Source organism: Micromonospora sp. NPDC092111 (assembly GCF_044755745.1).
GTDB lineage: Bacteria > Actinomycetota > Actinomycetes > Mycobacteriales > Micromonosporaceae > Micromonospora.
Window position 1 is genome coordinate 60,259 of the sequence record NZ_JBIVRQ010000014.1, and the last position, 14,549, is coordinate 74,807.

Consider the following 14,549-nt stretch of genomic DNA (forward strand, 5'->3'; position numbering starts at 1 on the left):
TCGCTGCCGTTGATCCGCACGGTCATCGGGAAGACTCCTGCGAAGGTGAACTCGTCGGCGCCGACCGGCAGGTTCTCGGGGGACGTGACCGTGGGGGGAATCTCGGACCAGGTCCCCTCGACATGTTCGCCGCGGAGGAGCCGACCGACCCGCAGCATCGCGTTCAGGTCAGCCGTCGATGTGGCGTCGACGTCCGGCACGGTGATGCGTTGGTAGGTGTGGCGTTGGATCGCGATCAGCGCTTCGAGCAGACGCACATGCCAGCGGGCCACGGGCGTCACTGGCTCGTCGCTCATCTCCCAGATGGGGGTGACGGCCGGGCCACCACCTCGCACGGCCGCCATGATTCCCATGCCGGAGCCGAGGTCAGCGGTCAAGCGCACGGCCGGGAGCACGTCGGCTGGCGCTTTTCCCATAAGCGAACGGGCGTTCAGTTGCACGGCGTCGCCGTCCCTGCCGTTGAGGAAGAACTGGAACTGCACAGCGCCTCCCCGGTCGTATCCGGACAGCCAGAATCCGGTGCCCTCCAACCCGTTGGACACCTCCACGTCGACAAGGTCCAGGGTGTGACGCGCGGTGCCGGTCGTGTCGAGCAGGCGGATCTCCAGGTCCGGTAGATCAGCGGCGGATTCGGGAGCGACCATGAACCGGAAACGCCCTTTACCGGGCGTGGACCTGGCGACGCCGGGTGGCCCGCTGACCTCGGTGACGGTTCCCGGCACGTCCACGAACGGGGTACCGAACTGCACGAAGTTCTCGACCGCCTGATGCTCGGGCGACCCCGAGGTGACCTCCAGCCGACCCGAGATGGTGATGGGACGCAACCTCGCCGACTCTGCGGACTTCGGCAGCAGCCGTAGCACCGAGTACTGGCCGTCGGTCAGCTGTTGGTACTGCACGTAGGCGGCGGAGGCCCATCGGCCCAGTTCCGTGTCCCACGGCAAGTCGCCGACGGCCCCTGGCGTACCGCCAGCCGGTACGCCGCTCGAAGGCGGTCAGCCGGTTGCGGTGCCGCCGTGACGGTTTGGTCCGCCGCACCAGCAGCCGCAGTCCGTCGATCCAACGCTCGGCTCGGGTGTTCAGGCCGGTCAGTTCGGCCACCTGGGCGGTGGCGGTGGCGGCGCCGTCCTGGTCGAGCGAGTCGCTCCAGGCGGCGGCGGGCAGGTCGGCGATCGCGGCCTCGTCAGTGTCGGTGATCGTCCACCCGACGGTGAACCGCACCGTGCGCCAGGCAGTGTTCATCTGTTGCAGGTGTTCCAGCAGTTCGTGGGTGGCCCCGGCCCCGTCGACCCGGATGAGGATCTTGTGGCGGTAGTGCAGCGGGACCTGCGCGAGGGCCTCACCCAACACCCGGATATGGTCGGCGACCGTGTTCGAGCCGGCGTTGCCCGGCCGCAGCAGCATCGCCAGGGACTCCATCGGCTGCACCTTCCCTCATCGACCTCGATGCGCGCGAAGCACTCTGAATTGCCGAGGTCTGTCCCGCGCGACGTGCCGACGTCGGCAGATCCGAGCCGAGGCCGCTGCATGACTCCGACCCTCTGGAGTTCGATAAGGGCAACAACTATGCGGTGAGCCAAGCTCCGGATGGTGGCGCCTCGCTCGAGGTGGACGCGCAGAACGCGGCTGCCAAGATCCTGCCGGCGATTTCCATGAACATCACGTTGACCCCCAGCGCCCCGCACGGCTTCGCCTCGGCCGGCAACCTGGGCACGGTCGCCAAGGTGCAGATCGACGGAGACGCCTTCCCCGATGTGGAGGTCGTACAGTACCGCCGTGGTGAGGACCCCCGCTTCTTGGCGAAGTCGACGCATCGCTATCCGGGGGGCGCGATATGGAATCTCAACCCGCTGGCCCCCGACCGGCACGAGGTCTGGGTCGACGGTGACGCCGGTACCAGCAGTCCCGGTTCGGACCTCCGGTTGACCAAGAAGGGATGCCAGATTCTGTTTGCTCCGTGGTTCTGTTCGTGACGCCGTTGCGGGGGCGGGCCGGGAGGCCCGTCCCCGCAGCACGGGTTGGAGGTTATGCATATGGAGAGTGGGACGCGTCGCGATGCCGGCCGGTCCGGCTGGGGCGTCGCCTGGTTCCTTTGGAACCTGCCGATCACGCTGGCGGTGATCTCGCTGGTCTACGTGGCGGTCACTCTGGCCGACCAGGTCTCGTCGGGCGACGGGGTGGATGTTGCCCGGCTGGTCAACGGCTACATCCTAAGCGTGCCGTGCTACGGCTTCATGGCGTGGTTGGCCGGTTCCGGCCTGATCGCGGCGGTCTGCTCGACCGGCATCCGTAATCAGATCCTCGTGCGGTTGCCGGTCGCCGTCTTGCCCGCACTGCTCGCCATCCCCGCATCGGACAACAGCTGGATGGCGGCATTCTTCGTCTGCTCCGGCCTGGGCCTGGCGGTGAGTCTGCGGCTGCCCGGGACCTCTGGGACCGTTGACCGGGGAACCGGTCACGGGGCAGATGCCTTCGGCAGAGGTCACTACAGATCTTGAATGGTCAGGTTGTGTCGGGTTCGAGTGTCAGTCCGGTGTGAGCGAGGAAGCCGTCGAGTAGGTCGGTGCGGTACTGGATGCTCTTGAGTCGGTTGCGGATGATCGCCTGGAGGTGGTCGACGCTGGTGACGGCGAGGTTGCCGATGCTGCGTTTGAGGTGGGACCAGACGGCCTCGGTGGGGTTCAGGTCCGGGGCGTAGGCCGGTAGTCGGATTACGGTCAGCCAGTCCCGGGCGTCGATCATCTGCCGCATGGCGGCGGAGACGTGGGTGTTCAGGTTGTCCCAGACGCACACGATCGGTCCGTCGAGCTGCTGGTGGGCGGCATCCAGCAGGGCGATGTAGTCGCGCTCGCTGAAGCTGCGGCGCTCGTTCTTACGGCCGCGGTGCACGATCGTGCGGTAGATGAACCGCGACCGCCGTCCGGGCCGGTAACAGGTCAGCCCGGCGATCGAGACGCGCCCGGATCCTTTGCCGGTGACCGGGACGACCGGGGTGATGCCGCGTCGTCCCCAGGTCCGCGCCTTCGGTGGGCGCAGCGTCTGGCCGGCCTCGTCTTCGAAGACCAGCCACGCCTGACGTTGCGCCGCTACCGTTTTCCCGCTGGCCACGCCTCCCGCCGCCAGGTGGTGATCGCCGCCTCGTCCCGCTCGACTGCACGGTGTTTGGGCACCTGCACCGACCAGCCGAGCCGGTACATGATGTTCGCGGTGCCGCGCAGGGTGTAGCGGGTGCGGAACATCCGCGCGATCAGGTCCGACACCCGCGCCAGGGTCCACCGCTGATCAGCGCCGAAGCCGTGCGCCGCCGGCCCCTGCTCCAAGGCGTCGGCCAGCCGCCGCAGCCGGCCTTCATCCAGCCGGCACCGAGACCCGCCCGGCCCCTTCGACGCCAGAGCCTGCTCACCACCGGACTGCCACCGCCTGCGCCATCCGTACACCGCGGTCTGCGACACCCGCAACCTGCGCGCGACCTCCGGCACCGACACACCCTCGGCGAACCACCCGGCCGCCTGCCGCCGCACCGCCTCACGCTTCGCCCGCCCCCGCGCGGACAACCCACCTCCATCGGGATACCTCATCCCACCGAACTACCCCAACCCCACGCCGTCACACAGACCACATCGGACGAACCTGACCATTCAAGATCTGTAGCCGACTACGGATCAGAAGGTTAGGGGTTCGAGTCCCTTCGGGCGCACCTCAGGATCAAGGCCGTGACTAGCGGAAACGTCGGTTGCGGCCTTGATTCTTTCCCATTATGTGCCGTGATCTTCCATCATGCGGGAGATCGGTGCTCCGTTGGTGCTCCAAAGTTTGCGTGCCGTGTGGGTGGGGTTCGTGCCGGTGCGTGCTGACCAGTGCGTTTGTGTGTCGCCTGGTCTGGATCATGGTGGAGGTGCGCGTCGGCCGGCAGTTGGTGTTTGTTCACTGTGTCCGCTGGTGTGGTCGTCGTGGTGGGGGTCGCTGAGGGTGTGTTCGTGGGCGTTGACCTGGGTTGGGATCCCGGCGGGGTCGGGGCGGTGCGGTGGGTTGGGGGTGGTGGCTGACGGTGACGGTGGCGGGGTCGGCGTATCTGAGTTCCGCCCGGCTGTCTTGCCCCTGGTACCGCGCAGAGGGGTCCTTGACCCGCCTGTGGAGAGGACTTTGACCATGGGGCGGATGGAGACCGCGACGGGCGGGGTTTGGGCCGGCACGAGCCGGGCGCCCGGCTCGTCAGCGGGGTGCCCAGCGGGTCCGGACCGGGTCGGCGCCGGCTACGCGATGAAACTGCGGCGGCCGGTGTGGCAGGGGACTGCCCCCGGTTCGGTTGACTCCTGACCTGTGAGGATGCGTTCCTCGCTGGAAGGATGTCTGTCATGCCGAAAGCGTTCCCGCTGGAGTTCCGCCGTGACGTTGTCGCCGTCGCTCGTAAGGGTGAGGCGCCGTTGAGGCAGATCGCGAAGGACTTCGGGATTTCCGAGGCGTGCCTGCACCGCTGGCTCAAGCTCGCCGACGTCGAGGACGGCGTCCGGCCGGGCGCCACCAGCAGCGAGTCCGCCGAGCTGCGGGAGCTGCGCAGGCGCAACAAGGTCCTTGAGCAGGAGAACGAGATCCTGCGTCGGGCCGCGGCCTACTTCGCTAAAGAGATCTCCCCAAAATGACATACCCGCTGGTCGCTGACCTGGCCGCGGACGGGATCCCCGTCGCGGTGACCTGCCGGGTGCTGGGCTTCAGCGAGCAGGCCTACTACGCGTGGAAGAAGAGCCCGGTCACCCAGCGTGACCTGGCCGACGCTTACCTGATCAACGCCGCCCTGGACGTCCACGCCGATGATCCGGCGTTCGGCTACCGGTTCATCGCCGACGAACTCCCCGCTCGCGGGATCACCGCGAGCGCCAACCGGGTCGCCCGACTCTGCTCACAACAGCGGATCTGGTCGGTGTTCGCCAAGCGCAAGGGCCTGACCAGGCGGGCCGGGCCGCCGGTGCACGACGACCTGGTGCAACGCCGGTTTACCGCCGACATTCCCAACCGGCTGTGGCTGACCGACATCACCGAACACCCCACCGCCGAGGGCAAGCTGTACCTGTGCGCGGTCAAGGACGTGTACTCCGGTCGGATCGTCGGTTACTCGATCGACTCCCGGATGAAAGCGTCTCTGGCCGTAACGGCGCTGTCCAACGCGGCCCGGCTGCGCAGCCCGGCCGGCACCGTGGTGCACTCGGACAGGGGCAGTCAGTTTCGGTCCCGGAAATACGTCAAGGCGTTGCACCGCAACGGATTGATCGGCTCGATGGGCCGGGTCGGCGCCTGCGGCGACAACGCCGCGATGGAATCGTTCTTCGCCCTGCTGCAACGCAACGTCCTGGACCGGCAGCGCTGGCACACCCGCCACGAGCTACGCATGGCCATCGTGACCTGGATCGAACGCACCTACCACCGCCGCCGGCGGCAACGACGCCTCGGACGGCTCACCCCGATCGAGTTTGAGACAATCAACAGGCCCGCACACGCAGCCTGAACCACTCAACCCCGCGAGTCAACCAAACCCGGGGCAGTCCCCAGCGCGGGTGGCTGTGAGTCAGCGGGGTGTCGGTCGAGCGGCTGTGGCCCACGAACCGTTTCACATGCGGTGCGTGCAAGACGCGCTCAGGAGCGGCATCGGCGCACGCTCATGCCGATGAGAGCGCGCAGCAAATTCTGCCTCATCTGAAGGAGCCCGGGTCGGTAGGATCTCCGAGATCGTCCGCCCTGGCGGCTACTCAGGAGTGGCAATCGCACTTTCCTGCCACTGACCGATCCTTGGGGTACCCGGCGAGGCATCACTACTTTATCCGTGCCGGTCGATGGCGCGGCCCCAGCAACGAAAACGCGTCATGGCCATGGATGTCGCGTGGTGGCAGGATGAGGCGCATGAGTAGTGCCGGGGATGGAGCAAGGGCTGAGGTCGAAGCGTCCGCACAGCTTGGCCTGCTGGTCGCACGAGCTGACCTCGGGTACGTGTGCGCGGCCATCGGAGGAGACGTCGTCGAACGAGGACTTGTCTTCCTTCAGCATGCTGTTTTGGTTGCATTCGAGGCACATGCCTTTTGCACGCGGCAGCTTGGAATTGCCATGCCGGACCTCCTATGGGATCCGGCGCTAGCGGCTGCATCGCGCACACGTGGTAAGTTCTTCGACGACAACCGTCGCGACATTGAGAAGTTGGCGGGGGACATCCGCTTGCTCGCAGATGCAACACGGGCTTCCTTCCGAGAGGGCAGGCGACGACGCTTGGCTCGACTCCTTGGCATTCATAATCCCGATCTTGCTGTGCTGAGCGTGCGTCAGATTCCGGTGGCGACCAGCATCAGCCTCGCTTTCCATTCCGGGAACCAGGTCCCTGGACCCAACAATATTCAAGCGGCGGGACGAGTCGTTCACGACCTCGCCGTGGGTGTCGGCCAAATGGTCGAGGCGCTCGGCCTCGCCGAGGCCAAGCACAGTTCGCCGGCAGGCGAACTGGATTCGGCCTGGGTCTGGGGTGACGGTGACTCACAAGAATGCTATTTACAAGCGTTCTCAGGAGACGTACCCGAACGATACGTCCCACTCCTACTCCTGCTTCAGAACGCTGTCGCCACGGCCGCGAGCGTCGCCACTTCCAACTGCTGCAGCGATTGCGGGTTTGCGGCGTTCAAACACCGGCTCGTCGTCGCACATCATGCCGTGCGATCACTCGCGAAGCTCAACAATACCCCATCTCTAAACAAAGCGACCCTCGCGCGATTGGAGTCTCTGCTCGATGATCCCGGGCTGGCTGAGGTACTCCGCTTGCGATCCCTTCGAAACGGGCTTGTCCACTTGGGACTTTCTGATGTTCCTTCAGGAGTTTTCACGGCGGATGATCCCGTTGAGGGCGTTATCATGCACTACGCGTCTGGGCAGGGATACGCAGACGTCGACGCCCTCGTCAACCGAGCTCTGGCTTTTATTAACGATCAGCTGACTGAGTGGTTGTTGACACCTCCGGACGGAGGTGTCGGCTTCGCCGGACTGCTGCGGCCACCTCCGACTGCCTGAATCGCGTCGCTGGAACGCACGGAAGCGCCGCCGTCCGTGCGCAACACCAAACTCGAAACCGCCACGCGTGCGATTCGTAGTGCCGCAGCAGGGACCGCAGCCCACCCGAGTCAACCAGGCTGGTCGCCGTCAAGACCAGACATCCGCTCATCGCAAAGTCGGACACCGACCAACACGCAAGCCGGTCACGGCAGGCCCGACAAGCTAGCCAACGAGGTGCATCGCAGGGTCCATGTGTTCTCTGCGATTCATCCCTGACGCAATCCACGCGGACCGTCTCGAGCGTGCCCGCTCCGCCCGAACCCGGCTACTCTCCAACCCCATGAGCAACGTGGCCGGAGCGAGGACAAGCCGTGAAGAAGAGATCGCCTTTCTGGCGCTAGAGCAGGTGCTCGGCGTCGACATCAAACTCGCGGATGCTGGCGCCGGTAACAAGAAGCCGGACGGTTCTTGGGTATACCCCGATGAGCCGAGGCGCCGGGGCATCGTCGAGGTCACTTCACCGCCGGCCACGAGCCTAATGCGCGAGTGGGCACGAGCGAAGAAGGCAGGGCGTCCCCAGATCGAGAGCGGATCGATCGCCTTGCGCTGGAACGAACTCGCTCAGGTGTGTGCCGAGATGCTTGCGGAAGACTGGGCCCGTGAGAACCTCGATAAGCTCCTGGCCCATCCGGCAGATGAACGGCATCTCTTCCTTTTTTCGCGGGGCCACTCGGGAGGTGGCCACTACTTCTATCGGCTGTCGGATTCTTATGCAGACGGATCAAGTGAGCACGTCGATGACCTTGTACTCCCTCGCGGCATCTCGGACGTCTGGTTTCGAGGTCGGGCACGGCGAGATCTTGGCCAACCACTGGGCTCGACGGAACTTTGGTTGGCGAGGTTTCAAACAGGGTTGGGGTGGCGCCGCTACGTGGTGCGAATCGAGGAACGGCAACTGCCGTCCCCAAATCCGCGTATCGGTGACGATGACGTTCCCGCAGGCTGGCGCCTCCCGAAGGATCGAGCTATTAAGTCAGCTGACAGCTGATTCAGCGCACGAGAAAATTAGGAAAGCGGCCATAGCCGGTGTCCTACTGCACTCAACTGCCGCGCTATGTGCGGAATCCCGCCGAAGCGCTGCGGTACTCACGCGCTTTCCCCTTCGCCTGTTCCGCGATTCTCAAGGAGTGTCTTGGTCAACCCCGTCGGCTTAACCTCGACGCCACCCACTTGAAGAACGACCGACGCCGTGGCGCGGCCGTCTCCGGTACAGTCGCCACAGGTATGGTTGACGATGTGCGGGTGGACTGTTTCGGGCACTATCGTTTCGCCGGTGTCGTCCGCCAGCAGCATCGCCCCAAGGATGATGTGTTTGTTTACAAGCTTGGCGATCTGCACCGCGATCTCGTCGCCGGCCTCGCGCAGGTCCAGCAGCCTCCCTGTGAGCGCCTGCACTGCCTCGTCGCTCCGATCAATGTACTTTCCGGTCCGCGGATGCTGGAAGAGAGTGGCCGTTCCGCACCTGTTGCAGCGGTTCAACGCGACTGCATGCGTCAGCTCATTGCGCTCGTCGGCTGCCGTGAGCACTTCGAGCAACCATTCGCTGGCGCGGTCGGGCAACAGGTGCGGGTACTTCTCCTGAAACTTGAGCACCTGCTTGGCCGCTTGCTTAGTGGTGAGCCCAGAGTCTGGTGGCTTCGGCATCGACGATAGGTGACCGTAATCGAGCATTCGAAGCATGTCGATCAGCAACTCGCTCAACGCCGTATCCGCGAGCATGAGGTGGCCGAGGTCCCCCACCCAATCGCCTACTTTCGCCATGCTGGCACGATATAACGCAGGTAGGACATCCTTCGTCGTGCGTCTCCGGGGCTCGGCCGGCGTACTGATCTGCCGCTGCAAGCGTGTCTCTATTGTTGCGTTCAGCAGGTCGAGTGGAACAGCCCTGCGACTGCGGTGCCACTGGTGGCGAGGTCGTTGTAGATCTGGACTGCCTCGGTGGTCTCGGCCACGTGGACGGTCAGCCCGCGCTCCTCAAACAGTCTGAGGGTGCGCGGGTCGACCTGCAGCTGCAGTTGCATGCCACGCGACAGTACGACGGTCGTGGCGCCGTGGGCCAGAAGCTCTAGGACATCATCGGGCTGAACACCGGGGCTGTGGCGGGTACCGGTTTCGGACCAGTCCCACGGGCGGCCACCGCTGGGGTAGAGCTTGAAGTCCTTGCCAACTCCAAGGTCCTCGACGTCCATGTGGCCCCATGAGATCGCCAGTACGAGCGGCGAACGAGTTGTTTCGCTGGACACGGCGGCCCCTCGCTGGACGGAGCCGCGTCGGCCGCGGCTGAACGTTCTGTGCAGGCTGCCAGACCTTACGCTCACGCCGCTGACCGAGCGGCCGGGGAGCGGGCGCTCACGTTGGCGGGTTGGTGACCACCGTGGTCTGTTGCTCCGGACGCCGTTCGGCCAGCCAGGTGTTGCACCGCAGGCATGACCAGCACAGGTTCGCAATGTTGTTGGAGCCGCTGTTGAAGCGGGTGAGGCGGTGGCCGAGGGAGCCGATACGTCTGCCGACGGGTGCCCACGGTGTCGGTCGGGCGTCGTGGCCAGTCGGCCGGTGTTCGAGGGCGAGGGAGCCACAGTGCTCGCAGCGTCCTTCGGCGGCTTCGAGAACTGCCCAGAATTCAGCGGCGACGATCTTGCAGTCCGCTGGCCCGGACATGAGCCTCGCCCGATTCGCGGTACGCGCCTTTGCCCGGCACCATCGCTGGCGTTCTTCCACAGTCGTGTGGGCGAGATACTGGGCCCATGACCTGTAGACGAGGGCGGGTTGTCCTGCCTCAGCGTCGTCCTCGGGTGCCAGCGGTGCCGGATGTGCCCTGTCGAGCAGTCTCTTGGCCCGCGAGGGCGGGAACTGCGCAGCGAACCGGAGCAACACAGATCACCGGCTGAAAGCCGAGAACACCGCCCTGCGTCAACGGCTGGCCGAACGCGACGAAACGATCGCCGAACGCGCCGCATTCAAAACCGAGGCGCCGTCCCGACTCGCCGCCCAGCACGACGAGATCAACCGCCTCCCAACTGCTGGCCCGGTGCCCGCCAACGTGAGGGCCTACCGACACGCAGCACCCAGATCGGCCCGTGCTGAGCCCGACCCCGAGCACTATCGTGCTGACGGCAACGCATCGAGAGGATCAACTGCGAATGAGCCCAGACCGAACGGTCATGCCTGGGCAGGTCTGGGGCTTGGCCACCCACGACCCGGCCGGCCCGATCTTCGTGACCAGCTTCGCCGGACGCAATCTCGACGCCACGGTGCTCACCGCCGTCGACCCCGCAGGCCGGGTCATCTGGCAACGCACCTTCGAAGGGCGTCCCCGGCCGCCGCGAGTCACAGCGTCCGGCACGGTCTGGCTGGCGCTTCACGGCGCCGCCGGTCACACCTTTACCGAAGTGGGCCCCGACGGCCAAGTTCTCTGCTCGGTCGTCCCTGAGCATCAAGCCCACGAACACCTCGGCACCTTCGTCCTGCTTCCCGACGGCTTCTGCACTATCTGGCTACCAGCCAGCCCTTACCGCCAAGTTCGAGCCGGTCAGGCACCCCGCGTCGCCCGCCACACCCAGACCGGCGCCACCACCTGGTCCACACACTTGCCGGCCGCTGAGCTGTCCTTTTCCGGCGTCGTCGAAGCGGGCGTGGACACCGGCTGGGAACTCCGTCCGAAGAAGCCGTGGCGACCACGAACCATCTCGGTCGGCTACCGGGAACCGCTGCTGGTATCCGCCAACCGAGTACTCGCCGAGATCACCGATGGCCGCGGCGGCATCGGCGTCTGCACCATCCTCGACACCGCCACCGGCTCGATCATCACCACCACCCCGCCCGGTCCTTACATGCACAAGGCCATCACCGGACCCGGGTCTTTCCTCATCGGGCAGCAAGGCTATGGCGCGTTCACGACAACGCATTACGACCCAGACGGGCACGCACAACAGACCTGGCCCAGCCACGGCATGATGCTCATCGACCACCACGGCACCATCAGCAGCGCCGAATCCGAAAACGTCACTCCATCGCGATCCCGGTTCCGTGTCCTCAACCCCGACAGTTCCGTAAGCGACGGCCCGCTGCTGAGCGGCTACTACACCACCTATCCCGCGCTGGACGCCGAAGGCACCGCCGTGCTCTGGCGCGATGGGAAGCTACTGGCTATCAACCCCGATCTCCAAGCCCGGACGCTGTTCACCCAGGACGACGACCGAGCTGTGATGAGCAGGATCCTGCTACTCGAACGCGGCCGCGTCGCCTTCAGCCTGCACAACGAACTGCTTCTCTTCGACAGCACCGGCCTTGCGCCGCTGGACAATGGCCCCTGGCCTTGCGGCGACGGCAACCTCCACGGCAACCCTGTCAGCTCCTGAATCGAACCGCGACCTCGATCACCGCAGCGACCCCGAATCGCGACACGAACGGGCATCTGAATGCTGTTCTGACTGCCCGGAGTTGCCGCAGCAGAATCACCACACGACGGCGTCCGCACACGATCAGTGCGGATAGAAGCCACACGTTCGTGACCACCATGCTCGACGCCGGCGTCAGCCTGGGCGACGTGCAGCAGACCCAAGCGCGCGATACGACTATCTAACATCCGGCGCCCGCCGTCTGACGTCCTCAGCAGCCGCCAGAAGCACCGGCGCGAGTTTCGCGCGGGCATCCAGCACCTCAACACCGACAAGGTGGCCAGTCGCATCGAAATCGAGATTAATCATACCGCCTACATCAACGGGGTCGCACGGGTACATCTTAGCCACCCGAGTGCCTGGAGGCTGAAGGTAGATATAGGCCACGTTGGCGACCTCGTCGTACGTGACCCTCAACGGCATCATGACAGGAAGTCTCGCAGTGCCAGCGCTGCCCCTGGGTGCACGCTTCTGCCGCACCTCGTGCGCTGTGGACGTATCCGTCGATGGGGTCGGATGCCGTCCGGGCTCGCCGATGGCCTAGGGGTACGGTTTCAGGGTGCTTGTCGGCGCTACGCGACCGTTGATATTTGTTGATGTAGACGGTGTGCTCATTCCGCTCCGGGCCCGGTCGACGGGCGCACGCCGTTTCGGCAGCGGGGTAGGCGACGCGGCTGACGGCTTTGGCAATCCGCTGCTGGATCGGCTTGATCCAGTTGACGGCGTACGTCTGCTCGCTCTGCCGGGCGAGTTGGTCTGGGCGAGCACGTGGATGGCGGAGGCGAACGAGGTCGTCGCGCCGCGGCTCGGCCTTCCGGTGCTTGCGGTCGTGGACTGGCCTGACGACGAGGAGCCGGGGCGCGGTGTGCATTGGAAGACTGTGCACCTGGCGCGGTGGGCGGCCGGACGTGCGTTCGTTTGGCTCGATGATGAGATCACGGACGCCGATCGGCGTTGGGTTGCCGCGCACCACTCGCAGCCGGCGCTGCTGCACCGCGTCGATCCGTTCCTCGGACTGGCTGACGCCGACCTTGCCGCGGTGCGTAGGTGGCTCGAAAAGCGTGAAGCGACCGGTTGATCAGCTGCGCGGATCTGCCGCCGGTGGTGCGCGCTGGCGCCTCGGCACCGGTCACGCTGCGTCGGTCAGCCTCGGTGCGGACCATACCGGGTTGCGGACATCACCGGTCGCCGAGGTTGGCCTCGAGGCCGCCAGGCTGCTTTCCATGACCAGGGGGCTATGCCTGGTGAGTCAGCCAGATGAGCTCGCCGTCGGCGTCGTCGGTCTGGCCAGATCGCTCGAAGCCGGCTCGTTCAGCCACAGCGATCGACTCCAGGTTGTCCGGGGCGGCTCGAATGACGAACTCTACAACGGGTCGTCGCGCCTGGGCGGCCTGCATGGCGAGCCGAACTGCACGGGTCGCGTAGCCATGCCCTCTCCACTGCGGGTACAGCGCGTAGGTCAGGTTGATCTGCCCTGTGCTGAGGTAGTCCAGGCCGCGCTGGACGCCAACACATCCGCAGAGGAGGCCGGTGTCGAGATCTTCGATTCCCAGATCGACGACATCACCGCCGGATGCCCACGCGCGCGCGTTCGTCTCGAGCCACGCCTCAATCTGGCTTCGTGATGATGGTTCGCCGCCGCCGAGCCGCTTGATGATGGCCTCGTCGCAGCCTGCCAGGTGCGCGTCAGCGTCGCTAACGGCCAGAGGGCGCAGGCCGATGCGGTCGTCCTCGAGCACACGCTGGGTTGTGGTTTCGTGGTGTTGCACCGGATCCATGAACGACGAACCTATTTACGTGGTCATGGAGCAGCAACCACGTTTCCAGCCGCCATCGCATGTCCGACCATGCCGAAGCGCTCGTCACCGAAGGTGACGTCGGCGCCGGTCTCCGACGTCCGGACGTGCCGAATTGAGTGCACGCCTATGGGTCCGAACGCATAGGTTGGCGCACATGGTGGACGCGCCGTGGAAGGTTCAGCAGTACTGCTACTTCTGGCTCGACAGCGAGGCGGTGACAGCCGAACAAATCACGGAATGTCTCGGGCTTGAACCGGATCGAACCGCCGCCATGGGAAGCCGTCGCACGTCGCCGAGGCTGGTCCCGGCAGCTCATCGGTGGGAGATCCGCTGTGAGACGCACGGACGAATCGACGAACAGGCGTCCTCCGTGCTTGCACGTATCGCGCCGGCCGCTGATCGGGTGCGAGCCCTCGTCGACGGCGGCGACGTCGACGCAGGTCTGATGATGGTTCGCTGGTTCGACGACCCAGACGGCGGCTACAACGCGATGGGCTGGTGGCTGAGCTGTGAGCAGATCCAACTGCTCGCACGGATGGGCGCAAGCGTCGAATCGGATGAGTACGCAGGAGACTTCACAGCCCATTCGAGCCGATGACCGTCCTCATCTGCCGCGAGCCGCTCGGTTGCAGTTGAGCGGTGGAGCTGGGCTGGTTCGGGAGCCCGCTTATCATGAGCGGGCCCCGGAGCCTGGCCCGACTCGAACGGTGCTGCCACCCCTGGGTTCAGTGACGTGTGGTACCGGCGCCGGACGTTGGGCAGGCCGGCCCCCAAGTCGCGCGCCTGGGAATCCGCTTCGGTGCACCCGGGCGGCACGTTCTGCCACGACCGGAGCGTTGCCGCCTTCCAGGGCCAGGGACACCTGCGGGTCAGCCACTTCATGGTGGGCTTGGTGGACGCGCGTAGGTCGGTGATGGCGTTGGTGGTCTGGTGGACGCCCGACCGGCGGCGAAGCCGGACTGACTCGCCTACACCCTCACGGAGTTGGGCGTCGTCGGGTGTGCTGCCAGCACCTCTCCCGCCGTCGGGCGCGACCTGCCCATTGCCGGTCCCGGCGCTTGCTTTGCGACCAAGGCCAACTGCGCGACGGTCTCCGAGGGCCTGGCCTGGTCATCGCTTGCTGGTGCACCGACGTGTCGCGGCGGTGTGGCAGGTATCTGCTGGCTAGACTCGGCGATCGTACGTTTGTTCTATTCGGGAGGGTGCTGTGCGTTTCACTGAGCCCGTGAACTTGGGGTGGGTACTCCGTCCGGAACGTGCTGACAAGGTC

General features: G+C 65.6%; 16 protein-coding genes. 9 read left to right on the plus strand and 7 right to left on the minus strand.

Annotated elements, in window-relative coordinates; all coding sequences use genetic code 11:
- The first annotated feature begins 122 nt into the window (after positions 1–122).
- Entirely contained in the window at positions 123–617 is a 495-nt protein-coding gene (locus ACIQG9_RS23745) for a hypothetical protein (protein ID WP_400406193.1), read from the plus strand.
- A gap of 43 nt (positions 618–660) precedes the next feature.
- Here ACIQG9_RS23745 and ACIQG9_RS23750 read toward each other — a convergent pair whose 3' ends face one another.
- Entirely contained in the window at positions 661–1,419 is a 759-nt protein-coding gene (locus tag ACIQG9_RS23750; RefSeq protein ID WP_400406196.1) for a hypothetical protein, read from the minus strand.
- 152 nt (positions 1,420–1,571) lie between these two features.
- Between ACIQG9_RS23750 and ACIQG9_RS23755 the strand changes: the two genes are divergently transcribed.
- Together ACIQG9_RS23755 and ACIQG9_RS23760 are read left to right on the plus strand one after the other, a co-directional pair.
- On the plus strand, positions 1,572–1,973 hold the full coding sequence (locus tag ACIQG9_RS23755; RefSeq protein ID WP_400406199.1) for a hypothetical protein: 402 nt from the start codon (positions 1,572–1,574) through the stop codon (positions 1,971–1,973).
- Positions 1,974–2,033: 60 nt separating this feature from the next.
- A complete protein-coding gene (locus ACIQG9_RS23760) occupies positions 2,034–2,498 on the plus strand; it encodes a hypothetical protein (RefSeq protein WP_400406202.1) in 465 nt (154 codons plus the stop codon).
- Positions 2,499–2,502: 4 nt separating this feature from the next.
- Here the strand turns inward: ACIQG9_RS23760 and ACIQG9_RS23765 are convergent, their stop codons facing one another.
- Together ACIQG9_RS23765 and ACIQG9_RS23770 are read right to left on the minus strand one after the other, a co-directional pair.
- Positions 2,503–3,108 (minus strand): transposase, encoded by a 606-nt coding sequence (locus ACIQG9_RS23765; RefSeq protein WP_400406205.1) that lies wholly within the window; start codon positions 3,106–3,108, stop codon positions 2,503–2,505.
- Positions 3,087–3,554 (minus strand): winged helix-turn-helix domain-containing protein, encoded by a 468-nt coding sequence (locus ACIQG9_RS23770; RefSeq protein ID WP_400406208.1) that lies wholly within the window; start codon positions 3,552–3,554, stop codon positions 3,087–3,089. Before ACIQG9_RS23770 ends, ACIQG9_RS23765 begins: the two co-directional genes overlap by 22 nt.
- 801 nt (positions 3,555–4,355) lie before the next feature.
- On the opposite strand from ACIQG9_RS23770, the gene ACIQG9_RS23775 reads away from it, so the two are divergent.
- From ACIQG9_RS23775 to ACIQG9_RS23785, 3 genes are all read left to right on the plus strand, one after another.
- Positions 4,356–5,500, plus strand: a protein-coding gene (locus ACIQG9_RS23775) for an IS3 family transposase (RefSeq protein ID WP_400406211.1) whose coding sequence is annotated in 2 segments (ribosomal slippage) — positions 4,356–4,629 and positions 4,629–5,500 — 1,146 coding nt in all. Because the reading frame shifts where the segments join, the coding sequence is not laid out codon by codon here.
- Between the two features lie 392 nt (positions 5,501–5,892).
- Positions 5,893–7,041, plus strand: a complete 1,149-nt coding sequence (locus tag ACIQG9_RS23780) for a hypothetical protein (protein ID WP_400406214.1) — start codon at positions 5,893–5,895, stop codon at positions 7,039–7,041.
- Between the two features lie 322 nt (positions 7,042–7,363).
- Positions 7,364–8,071, plus strand: a complete 708-nt coding sequence (locus ACIQG9_RS23785; protein ID WP_400406217.1) for a hypothetical protein — start codon at positions 7,364–7,366, stop codon at positions 8,069–8,071.
- A 98-nt stretch (positions 8,072–8,169) separates the two neighbouring features.
- Here ACIQG9_RS23785 and ACIQG9_RS23790 read toward each other — a convergent pair whose 3' ends face one another.
- Both ACIQG9_RS23790 and ACIQG9_RS23795 read right to left on the minus strand, forming a co-directional pair.
- A complete protein-coding gene (locus tag ACIQG9_RS23790; protein WP_400406220.1) occupies positions 8,170–8,844 on the minus strand; it encodes a hypothetical protein in 675 nt (224 codons plus the stop codon).
- A gap of 101 nt (positions 8,845–8,945) precedes the next feature.
- The gene (locus ACIQG9_RS23795; RefSeq protein ID WP_400406223.1) at positions 8,946–9,326 is read right to left on the minus strand and encodes an Mth938-like domain-containing protein; all 381 of its coding nucleotides are present in this window, start codon (positions 9,324–9,326) and stop codon (positions 8,946–8,948) included.
- A gap of 939 nt (positions 9,327–10,265) precedes the next feature.
- Between ACIQG9_RS23795 and ACIQG9_RS23800 the strand changes: the two genes are divergently transcribed.
- Positions 10,266–11,441, plus strand: coding sequence for a hypothetical protein (locus ACIQG9_RS23800; RefSeq protein ID WP_400406225.1), 1,176 nt, complete (start codon positions 10,266–10,268; stop codon positions 11,439–11,441).
- Between the two features lie 216 nt (positions 11,442–11,657).
- Here the strand turns inward: ACIQG9_RS23800 and ACIQG9_RS23805 are convergent, their stop codons facing one another.
- Entirely contained in the window at positions 11,658–11,906 is a 249-nt protein-coding gene (locus ACIQG9_RS23805) for a DUF2283 domain-containing protein (RefSeq protein WP_400406228.1), read from the minus strand.
- A gap of 157 nt (positions 11,907–12,063) precedes the next feature.
- On the opposite strand from ACIQG9_RS23805, the gene ACIQG9_RS23810 reads away from it, so the two are divergent.
- Complete coding sequence (locus ACIQG9_RS23810) at positions 12,064–12,558, plus strand: HAD domain-containing protein (RefSeq protein ID WP_400406460.1); 495 nt, start codon at positions 12,064–12,066, stop codon at positions 12,556–12,558.
- 157 nt (positions 12,559–12,715) lie between these two features.
- Here ACIQG9_RS23810 and ACIQG9_RS23815 read toward each other — a convergent pair whose 3' ends face one another.
- On the minus strand, positions 12,716–13,258 hold the full coding sequence (locus tag ACIQG9_RS23815) for a GNAT family N-acetyltransferase (protein ID WP_400406231.1): 543 nt from the start codon (positions 13,256–13,258) through the stop codon (positions 12,716–12,718).
- A gap of 175 nt (positions 13,259–13,433) precedes the next feature.
- Here ACIQG9_RS23815 and ACIQG9_RS23820 point away from each other — a divergent pair, with 175 nt between their 5' ends.
- Positions 13,434–13,877, plus strand: coding sequence for a DUF4279 domain-containing protein (locus ACIQG9_RS23820; protein WP_400406234.1), 444 nt, complete (start codon positions 13,434–13,436; stop codon positions 13,875–13,877).
- Positions 13,878–14,549 lie beyond the last annotated feature (672 nt).